9 protein-coding genes are annotated in these 13629 nt (G+C 39.6%); 5 read left to right on the forward strand and 4 right to left on the reverse strand.

Annotated features, from left to right (window positions below; translation table 11 throughout):
• Window positions 1-120: 120 nt before the first annotated feature.
• Both L2567_RS11930 and L2567_RS11935 read left to right on the forward strand, forming a co-directional pair.
• A complete protein-coding gene (locus tag L2567_RS11930; RefSeq protein WP_235298006.1) occupies window positions 121-2178 on the forward strand; it encodes a gluzincin family metallopeptidase in 2058 nt (685 codons plus the stop codon).
• A gap of 12 nt (window positions 2179-2190) precedes the next feature.
• A complete protein-coding gene (locus tag L2567_RS11935; protein ID WP_235298007.1) occupies window positions 2191-3711 on the forward strand; it encodes a ComEC/Rec2 family competence protein in 1521 nt (506 codons plus the stop codon).
• Between the two features lie 34 nt (window positions 3712-3745).
• Here the strand turns inward: L2567_RS11935 and L2567_RS11940 are convergent, their stop codons facing one another.
• Window positions 3746-4459: a head GIN domain-containing protein gene (locus tag L2567_RS11940; RefSeq protein ID WP_235298008.1), complete on the reverse strand. Its 714-nt coding sequence runs from the start codon at window positions 4457-4459 to the stop codon at window positions 3746-3748.
• 298 nt (window positions 4460-4757) lie between these two features.
• Here L2567_RS11940 and L2567_RS11945 point away from each other — a divergent pair, with 298 nt between their 5' ends.
• On the forward strand, window positions 4758-5603 hold the full coding sequence (locus L2567_RS11945) for a M57 family metalloprotease (RefSeq protein WP_235298009.1): 846 nt from the start codon (window positions 4758-4760) through the stop codon (window positions 5601-5603).
• A gap of 43 nt (window positions 5604-5646) precedes the next feature.
• Here L2567_RS11945 and L2567_RS11950 read toward each other — a convergent pair whose 3' ends face one another.
• Both L2567_RS11950 and L2567_RS11955 read right to left on the reverse strand, forming a co-directional pair.
• The gene (locus L2567_RS11950) at window positions 5647-6666 is read right to left on the reverse strand and encodes a bestrophin family protein (protein ID WP_235298010.1); all 1020 of its coding nucleotides are present in this window, start codon (window positions 6664-6666) and stop codon (window positions 5647-5649) included.
• Between the two features lie 125 nt (window positions 6667-6791).
• Window positions 6792-9422 carry an SdrD B-like domain-containing protein gene (locus L2567_RS11955; RefSeq protein WP_235298011.1) on the reverse strand — a complete coding sequence of 877 codons (2631 nt, stop codon included), beginning with the start codon at window positions 9420-9422 and terminating at the stop codon, window positions 6792-6794.
• A gap of 400 nt (window positions 9423-9822) precedes the next feature.
• Between L2567_RS11955 and L2567_RS11960 the strand changes: the two genes are divergently transcribed.
• On the forward strand, window positions 9823-9981 hold the full coding sequence (locus tag L2567_RS11960) for a hypothetical protein (protein WP_235298012.1): 159 nt from the start codon (window positions 9823-9825) through the stop codon (window positions 9979-9981).
• 14 nt (window positions 9982-9995) lie between these two features.
• Window positions 9996-11303: a DEAD/DEAH box helicase gene (locus L2567_RS11965; protein ID WP_235298013.1), complete on the forward strand. Its 1308-nt coding sequence runs from the start codon at window positions 9996-9998 to the stop codon at window positions 11301-11303.
• 24 nt (window positions 11304-11327) lie between these two features.
• On the opposite strand, the gene L2567_RS11970 is transcribed toward L2567_RS11965, so the two are convergent.
• Window positions 11328-13499, reverse strand: coding sequence for a helix-turn-helix domain-containing protein (locus L2567_RS11970; RefSeq protein ID WP_235298014.1), 2172 nt, complete (start codon window positions 13497-13499; stop codon window positions 11328-11330).
• Window positions 13500-13629 lie beyond the last annotated feature (130 nt).

Here is a 13629-nt window from a genome sequence, read left to right on the forward strand (position 1 = left end):
TAATGCGTCGCTTCCAGTTGTTTTCAATCATTAAATAATTGGTTTCGATGCTCATATATGTCGGGCACGACAATTTGAAATGGTAACAAATTTTCGATATTTTGATACTTAATTCAAAAGATGAAAAACATAAATAATCCAAGAAAACCAGCCTTTAGAAAATTGCGGGCATATGCCTTCGACCCTTCTTTATCGCTCAAAATAGATACGGTAGAGGTCAATGAAATGGAATATACCCTTCCCTGGGAAAAATTAGAAAAGGGGCCCATCGGATCATATATAGAAGTAATTGATTATGATCCAACACTGGATCGCTACTATGAACCGGTTGATCTTGACGAGCCTTATATTTTGGTTGAAAATGGTATAAGGCCCAGCGAATCTAATCCAAAGTTTCACCAGCAGATGGTTTATGCTGTAGCCATGACCACCATTAAAAACTTTGAGAAGGCTCTGGGTCGAAAAGTGATATGGTCTACCAGGCTATTGAGTGACCCACAAAAGTATGAGGAATATGTTCATAAACTACGGATCTATCCCCATGCTTTGAGGGCTTCCAATGCCTACTACAGCCCACATAAAAAAGCAATCTTATTTGGATACTTTCAGTCTCGTGCAAATGCAGCGGATATTCACATGCCGGATGCGATCGTTTTTACATGTTTAAGCCATGACATCATAGCTCACGAAGTCACACATGCCATATTAGACGGCATTTTTCGTCACTACAACGAACCCACAAATCCTGATGTACTGGCGTTTCATGAAGCTTTCGCTGATATTGTGGCATTATTCCAACATTTTACTTTTCCCGAAGTTCTTAAGCACCAGATTGCAAAAACCCGTGGCAACCTTGAAAACCAGAACCTATTGGGCCAATTGGCGCAGGAGTTCGGCTCAGCCATTGGCGGTTATGGGAGTTTACGGGATGCCATCGGCAAAGTGAATCCAGTAACAAAACAGTGGGAAGCTACTAAACCTAATCCAGAAGACTATCAAAAAACAATGGAACCACACCATCGCGGGAGCATCCTTGTCGCCGCTATTTTTGAAGCTTTCCTAACTATTTATAAAAAGAGAGTAGCGGACCTTTTACGCATCGCTACTGGTGGAACGGGTATTCTGCCCGAAGGTGAGTTGCATCCAGATCTGGTAAACAGAATGGCAAAGGAAGCCTCCAAAGCTGCTAAGCATGTCATGAATATGTGTATCAGGGCACTGGATTATTGTCCTCCTGTAGATATCACCTTTGGCGATTATCTCAGAGCCATTATTACTGCTGATATGGATTTGATCAAAAACGATGATCATGAATATCGATTGGCCTTCATTGATGCTTTTCGCAAACGTGGAATCTATCCCACTGGAATAAAGACGCTGAGCATTGATTCTCTAAAGCAAAAGGAGCTCGATATAAAATTCAATGACAGGGAAGGCAGCAATGACCTGGTCAAGAGTAACATCGACATCAATGAAAACACCAAAAACTACTTATCTATCCTCAATGGTTATCTGCAAGAATACGGTGAAGAGATTAAATACATCACTGATCGGGAGGAAATCTACCGCACCACCACAAAATTTATTCGGGGAAACTACGACAATCCTACCCAACTCATAGAAGGGCTTCACCAGCGCTGGGCCATCACAATTGAGGAACCAGGAACAGAAGCTTTAAGCGAGATGACCGGACTTGCTTTTCATCCTGGTTTTGAAAATCTGGGCATTAAAACGGATGACAACTTTTATTTTCCACAATTCTCCATACAAAACTTGAGACTGATATCGCGAGTGGGGCCCGATGGCAACTTATTAAATCAAGTGGTTTTTTCTATTTTCCAAAAGTCAGGCGTTTATATTCAGGAAAATGGTCAGGTAGGTCATTTCGTCCCGGATATAGATGTACAGCCTAACAACGGTTTTATCATTTATGGAGGTTGTACCCTACTTTTTGACCTGGATGAGAACAGCCTCAAATATATCATATCAAAGCCCATCCTTGATGTCGAGAAATACACTTTGGAGGGACACTATATAATAGATGAAGAGCGTGTAAGAGCCCAGTATCGCTACCAATTTGATGAAGGAATGGAACAGCGAAGTCTGTACAACAAATACTTTGGCATTGGTCTAAACAATAATTTCAGCGAACCTTTCGCCATGCTTCATAACCACTAAAAAAACCGAATCATGAGTAAAATTAACAGATGTAAAGTAAGAATGTACAGAGCGGGAACAGGTGATTGTTTTTTGTTAAAATTTTATGCCGGCAGAGCGCGAAAGTTTACAATGATGATCGACGGCGGTGTTTGGCAGGGATCAGAGGAGTACCTAAGACCGTTTGCTGAAAATATAATGGAAGCCTGCGATGGCAAACTAGATTTATTGGTTATCACTCACGAGCATCGAGATCATGTTTTAATGTTCGACAGGTGCAAATCTACCTTTAAAGATTTAGAAATCAATCAACTGTGGTTCGGATGGACAGAAGAAGACGGCGATAAAGATGTCGAAGAGTGGAAAGAAAAATTTGGCGATAAGAAAAAGGCACTACACTTGGCAGCAATGGCGGTTAGTGATCGCCTCGCTGATGGAAGTATGCAAATGAGCCTAGCTGGAAATTATATGGAAAATGCCATGTATGATGCAAGGTTCCAATTTTCGGAGGTGCTCAATGGCTTTTCTGATTTGCATGTTTCAGGCGGAGTGTACAAAGGTGCATTGAAAGGGATGGAAGTCATTAAAAACCAACTTAATGTTAAAAGCATCCGATATTGCAAGCAGGGAGAGATCATCCGAAACTTAAACAATCTGGAGGGCATCCACTTTTACGTCCTGGGACCTCCAAACGTATATGAACAGGTAAAAAAAGAGCATGGTAAGGCGGGCGAAAGCTACGATCACAATAAAGACATTGAGGACAATGAGCTGTTTTCCTTAGCTATTTTGAGAAATAAGAATGGACCTTTGGAAGACCATCTACTGCCTTTCGACAGAGAATTCTTGGTAGAAAATGATAAACTACAAAAGGAAACTCTAGAAGTTCCCAACACGGAGAATGTTTACAATGCTGTAGGCCAGGAATGGCGAAAGATTGACTACAATTGGCTATTTAGTGCCGGCAATCTTGCTTTGCGCATGAATAGTTTGACGAATAATTTAAGCCTGGCACTGGCCATCGAATTCGAAGAAAGTGGAAAAGTGATGCTTTTTCCCGGGGATGCGGAATTTGGTAGTTGGGAAAGTTGGCATAAAATTAAATGGCCCGTCCCAGATTTAACCACAGAAAAGCTGCTAAATCGTACTGTATTTTATAAAGTTGCCCATCACTTATCACACAATGGTACAGCGGCTTCACTTGGCCTTGAAATGATGACGCATGAAGATCTGGTGGCCATGGCTACCTTAGATTTTTCAAACATTAGCAATGGCTGGAAAAGCACCATGCCGAATCGGCAAATCATTAAGGAACTGTTGAAACGAACCAAAGGAAGACTCATCCTTGTCAGTGAGGATGAAATCTTTTACGACTTTAATCAACAGGAAACACTGGAGTCGCAGATCAAAAAGGCTCAACAAAGAATGAATGACAAAGAAAAATTAGAATTCGAGAAAGATCTGGATAAGCCTAAACCTACCAAGTTAACTAGAGGTGGGCAGACATTTGAAAAGGAGCTCTACTTTGAGTACAGTGTGGATGGAAGAAAATAGGTCCCAAAATGAAATTCTGGGACCAATTATGTCCTTAATAAGCTTTAATTCTACCTGAACCCATTACATTCTGATTTATTTTAGGATTTCCCTTATATTGAACACCACCGCTTCCTACAATGGTTGCTGACAATTCATCGGAGACATCTATAGACACCGATCCGGAACCAGCTGTATTCACCTTAGCTTTTTGAACTTTTAGGTCAATGGCCTTCACAGAACCTGATCCGCCGATATTGGCATCCATGCTTTCCGCTGTACCGGCTAATTTTATACTACCAGAACCTCCAATATTGCAAGTCACATCCGCTCCATCTAACTCTAATCCAATACTTCCAGAACCACCTATATTGAGTTTGAGATCATTTAAATTTTTAAATTTATTTTGTCCAAGTATTGACCCTGAGCCTCCGATATTTAAACCCTCCAGCTCCTGAATTGTAATATAAATTTCTAATTTATCATAGTTGGAAACCTTGGCCTTATCAGGAAAGCTAATTTCCCACGAGTCTCCATCCACATCCTTTTCGATCAGGTCGATGATGTTTTGCTGTCCTTTTATTTTGACTAATTGCCTGTTGCCCTGAGTCAGATAAACATTAGCGGACAGACCCAGTCCAATGTTCGAGAATTCATCCAGCTCAATAGTCTTTTCAACAACTGGTCCTTCTCCCCTTACCCTCTGAGCGGTTGAAAAATGAAATGAGGCCGCCATTAGTATAGCGATGATAAAGTTGATTTTATTCATAACAAAAGTTTTTTCTTTATAGACGTAATCGATCTGACCAGGGTTGCATAGCCAGCATAAGAACGGATCATTATTCTGCAGATTAAAAGAATTACAAAGAAAAATTACTTAAAACCTGTGTTGTACATAACAATTTACAACAAAAAGTTTTACTTTCTTTTCGTGTGATTTCATTTTAATTATTACATTACGCATGTCTAGACACATGATCACCCACTTACTACCTAAAAGTTTAATCCAATACCGCACCCAGGTATTGACATGAGATCCTATTTTTTAAACTTTTAAATTACAATTTATGCAATTTTCAAATTTTTTAACGTCAGCTATGGCGATGGCATTTTTCATGGTTTTAATTTCATCCTGTTCCAAAGATCAATTTGAGCAATCGGACTCACTTCAGGTAACGGAGGAAGTGAAAGACAAAGTAGAGGGCCTCTTCTTTAATATTGATGATATGGTGGTGGATGAAATTACTTATCCTGATGGGACAACTGATGAGGTTTTTAAGGTAGAAAATGACATCGTCTTTACTCCTGAACAATTGGAAGAAATGATTAAAAACTTTGTTCCGTTTGACCAGGAATTAAATGAAAGGCAATACCGTACGAATAACCTCGTTTCGAACAATCAGACCATTACAGTGTGTGGATACACTGGTGGTGGAGGATATGGCCTTTCTAACAAAATGAGAACCGCATTGTCCTGGGCAGTCAATAATTATAATGCACTGAATACAGGACTTAATTTCTCACTTACTTATACGACCAATTATCAACCTTATGAAATGGTGGTATATAGAATCCCGAACGGTCAAGCAGGTGGAGTGGCAGGTTTTCCATCAGGTGGTAATCCATATAAATGGATACAGATATTTTCAGGAATGGATAATTATGATACTAATACAGTAGAACATGTGATTACGCATGAAATGGGTCACGCGGTAGGTTTAAGGCACACGGACTGGTTCAGCAGACAATCTTGTGGACAATCCGGCGAAAGTGCAGGTCCTGATGGAGCAGTACATATTCCAGGCACACCAACGGGTTATGATAGTAATTCTGTCATGTTGGCATGCTTTTCATCCAATGAAGATGGAGAGTTTGGTTTTTACGATAGGGTAGCGCTAGAATTTTTATATTAAAAATAACTTAGTCAAAAGAAGCTTGCAGCGGTGCGGGCTTCTTTTACATCAATACTCCATCTTCCGCTTCTATTTTTGGAGGCAAATCTGTTTCGCCCAACATTTCCCTCATGTCTATTTCTATCGTTCTGCACAAGGCTGTCATTGGGACATCGTTGATGAAATTCTCAAAAGGATCTTCACTGCTATCCCCTACCGTTTCCATTGTGAAAAATATCCAGGAAATTAAAACCGAAATCGGCACTGTAAGCCAAATGTAATGATGACCTACTGCTGAAAATTCTGTAACCAAACCAAAAGGAAGAATTAAAATAAAAATCCAAATAAACACTTTACTGAAAAAGGAGTACTGTCGTGGTAATGGTGTATTGTTGATCCGTTCACATTTTCCTTGAAGATTATAAAATTCCTCCAGACTGTGCATCATATCCATATGCCTGAAATCTTCAATGATTCTCCTGCGCATCAGATTTTTGAGATGCTGGCCCTGCATTCTGATGATCTGTGTCGCCGGATTCTTTTTTTGTTTTAATTCATCAACCTCTTCCATATTTCGAAGGAAAGGTCCTACGTCACGCTTCCAGTCTTCTCCCCCAGGCCTTCCCTTGTAAACGGTGCTGGACATATGACTTCTTTTCGCACTAAAACTTTGAGGCATTCTTAGTTGAAGGCGAAGTGCATTCATCCAGGCGATATGTCTATAAATCAAACATTTGCGTATGTTTTTAATTTCCTCCCTGGTGACTGGTTCTGTAGCATACATGTCTGTAACGTAGCTGGTAACCTGATTGCCCCAGGTTCTGCTATAATTCACGATTCCACCCCATATTTTCCTGGCTTCCCAGAAGCGGTCGTAAGATTGATTATTTTTAAATCCTACATAGAAGGCTACTGCGATACCTATCACACTAATGGGCAAAAAAGGGATGCCTACATTGACTCCCTGATGCTCGAAAAAGTGATAAGCATAAACCACCACAATGCCATAAATGATAAAGAAAACCACTCGCTTCCAGGCAAAAGACCATATAATCTTCCAGCTGATATCCCTTTTTACATACATTGGTCAGAAATTAGTGATAAAATCAATAATACAAAGATTTCTCAATTCCTTGACTGCACTAAATAAAAAAAGTGCTGAAACATCACTTTGCTTCAGCACCAACTAAAAAATTGAAATCACCTGACTTATCTTACTATGATAAAGTTCTCTTTGAATGCCAATGTATTACTTCTAAAATCCAAAATGTATTGACCGGGAACAAACCCATTTAAATCGATAGAAATAAGTTCTGATCCTGAATCCACTTTAATGGCTCTGATCATTTGACCATTGACATTATAAATTTTTATATCACCATTCGTGCTTAGTCTTTCACCCAAAGAAACACTAATCTGGTCTGTAGCGGGATTTGGAGATAAAGTCAATTTAGACAACCTATCCTTTCTTGAAATGGATACCACATGACTGTATTCAAATTGACCATTAAAATCTACTTGTTTTAATCTATAGAATTGTATATCACTTACCGGTGAGCGATCTATGAATTCATAGGGAACTGAGCTTAGAGAACTACCTTGTCCGCTGACTCTGCCGACGCTTTGAAATTCATCTTCACCTTTAGTCGCCTTTTGTATTTCAAAATAATCATTGCTTATTTCATTTGCCGTGATCCAGTTTAATACGTTATAGGATCCTTGCGCTTTTCCTTCAAAGGATATCAGTTCAACAGGTACCGCTGCTTGTACAAACCCAGCATCTGCACTCATATCGGACTCACCAGAATTCAAGGAATAGCTGGACGTCCTTCCGGTTATTACATCCGCATCACTATCTTTCTTATCATTTGTTCCTGAATTAGAACTCGTTAATTCGAATCCATCTGGCGATTCAAAAGCCAGTAAATATGATCCCGGAATCAAGTTGGTGAAAAGGTAGCTTCCATCTGAAGCAGTAAATAAGGGTGTGATTGCATTTCCTAATATATCTTTCTCTGCTGTTGATCCATCTAAATTAAGTAAAGTTACCTTCACATTTTCAAGCCCCATTTCACCATTGTCATAAATTCCATTAGTATTCTCGTCAACCCATGTGGTATCTCCCAGAGAAGCCGGTATGATCGTACATGCATTGATGTCGCCCAGCCCGAAGAAAACACTTGCATTCCTGCTATAGGTAATGGTGACCATTTCCACAGCCTGTTCGAATAAAACATTGAGTGTTCCACTGGGGTGATTACTGCTGTTCACTCCTAACCCCTCAGCAGAAGATAAATCATTAATCTGATAGGTAGGCGCATTATTTTCATAAGTGAGTCCTGTTGGCGTGCCATTATTGCTGGTAATGTCCACATTGTCAGCTAAGTCAATATCAAATATTGAAAATTGCAGGTTGCTCACTTCATATCCAAATGTTAACTTTAAAGTGATCGTGGAAGCTCCTTCGGTTCTTAATACCAAAGCATTTCCGTTACCTGTAAGTCCTCCTGCTTGATTAAATTGATTACTAAGAATGGGATAGTTAGCAGAAAAACTACTTTCAGACAAACTGGCCTCAACATCAAGAATTGTGTTGCCAAAAGTAAATGACTTAGAAGTGGAACCGGTCGTCCAGGTGGCAGCATCCCAATCCAGGTTTCCAGATGAAGATTCCGCACTACATATGGTTGAAAATGGCGCATAGCCAAAATCTTGTTCTAAATTTGATTCCTGGTCTGCTATCGTAACGGTGGATCGATTGAGAGTGGACAATCCGTCTGCATCAACAGTAGCATAATGATCTTCAGGAAAGTCCGGGTCTAAGACATTCACCTCAACGTTGTAAGTACCACCTCGCAAATTTTCAAAAAGATAAAGACCTTGTGCATCTGTACTTGTAGTGGCTGTACTGTTATCCGGATAAGTTAAAATCACTTCTACATCTGAAATAGGTGAATCACCATTCGAGGGATCATATACACCATTTTTATTGGCATCAATAAATAGCTGATCTCCGATTTCACCTGTAACATTATCGCAGAATCTTAAAGAAGATATGGCCCCAGATGCATCTTGATGAAAAACGATTTTGACTACATCTTGAATATTAAGATTAATCAAGGTTGTATCATTATCGTCGTTGGCCGTAAATGTGATCACTTGCTGAGAACCATCTGACCTAGTCACCGTAAAATCACCTGCAGCATCATCTACAAATCCAAGTTGGGTCAAATCAAATGGATTATCAAAGTCTATCTGTAGAATTCCTCCATTGCTTTTATCATCAGGGGAATCATCGAATCCGTCACTGCCCAGCACAGGATTTCCACTGCCAATGGTGCTATTGATGTAGGCATCCCTAAAATGTTCTTCAAAAATTAATAACCTACCTAGTGCATCACAGTTGGTCTGACCTCCGGGGTTGGTACCTCCACCTTCACCTGGATATGCTCCATCACAATCATTGGCATCATCTTCAGCGTTTGTTCTCGCTGTGCAATTATAGGAAGGAGTTCCTAAGTCACAATCACCATTCGAATTATCATTAGGAAGATCAGCTCCAAAATCCGGATCAGAGGAATCAAATAAAACCAAAGGATTATTGGTGTTGATGGTACCATCCGCATTTCTGGAGGAAAATATAATCCCATACTCTGCATACTGGTCGGTCAGGACTTCTCCGACGCTAAAATCACTCCCATCGGGTTTCTTTTCAAAGTCAAGTATGTATTCCTGACCGGTACACGATTGTGCGATAATTGAAGTTGGATTGAAAAATAAAAGACTAATAAATGGCAAATAGAAGCCTATAGCCATTAGACTTTTTAGAATAGATCTCATTATTAAGGATGTTAAAAACTAGTGTTAAAAAATTCAATGATCCCGTTCCAGGTAAGATGGATCACTGATAGGTTGGACTCAAACACTTTTGCTCATGTCCGGAATTAAATAGCTTGGTTTTCACCAATATCATTGCCAAACATCAAATTAAGTCATCTGGCAATAATGACAAGCCTACTTCATAAGGCTTTATCATTTTCTCATTTAGGTACGTTTATTGAGACAACTATTGATTGTGCGACCCCTACTTTTGTCACCTAACTTACACAAATAAAGCTGTTTATGAATACTAAGCAAATGTGCTTGTCTAATGTAGAATGTTATTTGTGAGATATATTTGCGTGTTTTTGCACTTTCATATAACTTAGCTGGTAATTTATCAATTTGGTTTACTTAAAAAATGAAACAAACAAAGAAATTCCGTGATCGACTGGAGTCTGACATCGATGCATTGAAACCTCAGTCCAAAAAAAAGAGCAAGAAAAAGTTTCGCGTCGGACCTAAAAAACAACACTTTTCAAAATATGCGATAGATTCTTATGAAGAGGAAGAGGAATAGTCCTATATTCTGAAATGGACATTTTCTCAAGAGCTCAACAGAAATTCAATATATCGGCCTTTAATGAAATGCAGGAGAAAGCCTTCGAGATCATCCCTCTAGGGCTAGATACTATTTTGCTATCTCTTACCGGTTCAGGAAAAACCCTTGCGTTTCTGCTACCCTTACTTTCCAAAATTGAAAATGACAAAGCAAATCCGCAGCTTCTAATCATTACACCTACACGCGAGTTGGCATTGCAAATTCACAATGTCATCCATACTTTGGCACTTGGTCTGAATACCACCTGCTGTTATGGAGGGCATCCCATTAGATTCGAGAAGACTGCGTTGCAAACCGGACCGTCAGTGGTGGTGGGAACACCGGGAAGAATACTTGATCATATGGAGAGAAAGAACATCAACCCAGAAAATGTTAAACTTTTGGTCCTGGATGAGTTTGATAAAATCCTGGAAATGGGCTTTCATGATCAAATGGAATCTGTCGTAAAATTCTTGAAATATAAGCCTCAGTACATTCTGACTTCTGCTACAGAAGCCATAGATCTTCCTGAATTCCTTCCCCTGTTGAATCCTCAGCGTTTGGATTATATTCAAACGCGAAGAACTCAGGGCATTCAATATTGGAAAGTGATCTCTTCACAGAAAGATAAATTGCCCGCGCTCAAACAGTTGATCGAAGATATCGGGAGAGAATCAACCTTTGTTTTTGTGAATTTTCGTGAAAGTGCTCAGAGAATACATGAGGAATTTACCTTAATAGGTATTCGTAGTGAAGTTTTTCATGGAGGACTTGATCAGGAGCAAAGAGAAACCGTATTGAGTAAATTTAGGAACCACTCCATAAAGATTCTAGTGACCACTGATCTGGCTGGTCGTGGACTGGATATTCCGAAAGTGCAAAACATTGTCCACTATCATATGCCCATTGACGAAGAAGCCTTTATTCATCGGAATGGAAGAACGGCCAGAATGGATGCCCAGGGCGAGGTTTATCTAATCATCCACAAGGAAGAAGTAAATCCCTCTTTTATACCAGATAACATTCCAACCTATGAGGCGAAAAATACTTTTCCAGACTTGAATTCAAGTGACTGGCAGACCCTGAAAATCAATCGGGGCAGAAGAGACAAGATACGGAAGTTTGACATTGTCGGATTTCTCTCCAAGATTGGAAAGCTTGGACAAGATGAGTTGGGTTTGGTAGAAGTCAAAGAAAACCATTCCCTGGCAGCCATTAAATCTGAAAAGATAGATCAAGTTTGTCAATTGGTAAATGGTCAAAAGGTGAAAGGGAAAAAAGCAAGAGTCAATAAAATATGATCATTGACTAAACCGTCGTTTCCTTCAATTCTTTTCCCCCATTTTAGACTGTTCATATGCATTTACAAAACGGAGTTCAGCATAACTTACATCAAAATCTAATTTACTTTTCAGAACACTAAGTCTACGCTCATTTTCAGCTTCCATCCCTTTCAGAATTTTCCCAACCTTGATCTTGTTCATGACTTTGTATATATCGATCTGGCCCGTCTTTATCCATTTAGCAATATGGCCTTCTATGGTGGAAGTTGCCATTGACCTTTGCGCTGCAATTTCTTCTATGGAAGCTCCTGCTCTATGCATTTCCAGTGTGATTTCAAAAGTATTTCCTTCTATCATGGCAGCACTGGTCATATCATCATCGTAAGCTGGCAAGTCCTCTTTTGTCAATTCTTTACCTTCCCAGATTTTCTGGCCCTCGAATTTCAACTTATATAAGCGTTCTAGGCTGGCCCAAAAGCTTTTTAACATATTTCGACAAACTTTAATATAGGCCTTGGTCCCTTTTTTCCTGGCATATAGAGAAATGTGTTCGAAAGCGGGTACAATGAGTTGATGAAATATTTCCTCTGAAAAAAAAGCAATGGCTTTTCTACTTCGCTGTACGATGGGCGATGAATCTTCAGTCTCCTTGTAAGTCTTAAAAAGGTGATCTAATTGTGCTTGAAAAGTATGTGCTATACTGGCCATTTTTTGATGGCTCTGAGAAATATTCATTAAGGTTTTGACTGCTTTATTTTTTTCAGGAATGGTTTTAGTCTGCATCACTTTCTGCCATTCATCCAGATCATCCTTAAGGTAAGCAAGGGTGAATGCTCTTCGAATCTTTTGTAAGGCATATAAATTCTTAGCTTTCTGCAAATGAGTTTTCAATACATTTAATTCGGGGGCAGTCTGATAATACTGCTGAATTTGGGGATTGACTTTGACGCTACGCGGGTTTAATTTGGAAGTTAATACCATCCCTTCTAAATTTGTACATCTGCTTAGCGCCACATAGGACTGGCCCATTGCAAACGCATTACCGATATCAATGACGGCCCTGTCGAAAGTTAATCCTTGGCTTTTATGGATGGTGATGGCCCAGGCAAGTCTAACAGGATATTGGGTAAAAGAACCCACCACTTCCTGACTTATTTCATTGGTTTCTTGATCCAGTGAATAAACTTTGTTCTCCCACTTTACTTTTTTAATGTAATAACTGCGATCCTCATCCAGAAATTTGACTTTAATATCTTCATGCCCAATGCTTTCTATTCTTGCCAATTTACCATTGTAGTAAGCTCCTTCTTCCATATCGTTCCTGATAAACATGATTTGAGCACCCTTCTTCAAAGTCAAAACTTCATCAATAGGGAACGAAGATTCTGAAAAATTGCCATCTATCTCCGCTTTGTATTTTCTGGCTTTCGCATCCAATGCATTTAAAGCCTTGAGGTTAATATCATCCGCCGTCGCATTATGAGTGGTTAGGACGATGGTTTCACTCTTTTCTGTGGTAAAGTCGGGTTCGTACCTTTGGTTTAAGGTATGCATGACCTGTTTGTCGACATGACCATTCCTGATTTTATTAAGAACGTCGATAAAATCCTGTTGCTCCTGACGATAAACTTTTTTTAGTTCAATAAGAAAAGGATTGCATTCCTGCCATATTTTCGAGTGAAAAAAATATGGGCTTTGATAATGGTTTCTGAGGATGGCCCAATCTTGTTCTCTGGCAATGGGTGACAACTGGAATAAATCTCCTATCACGATTACCTGTACGCCACCAAATGGCCATTGATTTTTCCTGGTGTATTTCAATGCATAGTCAATAGCGTCCAGCAAATCAGCTCTAACCATGCTAATTTCATCGATGATTAAGAGGTCCAGTTCCTGGATGACTTTTCGTTTATCTTCACGGTAGCGCAGGTGGTTTTTCAATAAGGCCCTGTTGGTAGCCCGATTCATATCCACTTTCTCAAAACTGGGTACGAAAATCTTGAGCGGAAAACCAAACATGGAATGAATCGTAGAGCCCCCAGCATTAATCGCAGCCACACCAGTAGGAGCCACCACCACTGTGTTCTTATCACTTTTATCCAATATCCGCTTTAATAAAGTGGTCTTACCTGTCCCGGCTTTGCCTGTCAGAAAAAAGTTTTGATTGGTATGGAGCGCGTATGCTTCTGCTAATTCCGCTTCTTGATTTTGCATGATCAAAATTAATTTTAATAAGCTTTATCTTCAATTCGTGCTGGTAAAATTTAATCATTAGTACCAGGCTTCGCTTGATAATCCCTTCTATTAGTAGGAAAAAATCATTTACTGTTACCGCAATGCTGAT

This window comes from Portibacter marinus, from assembly GCF_021533195.1.
Classification (GTDB): domain Bacteria; phylum Bacteroidota; class Bacteroidia; order Chitinophagales; family Saprospiraceae; genus Portibacter; species Portibacter marinus.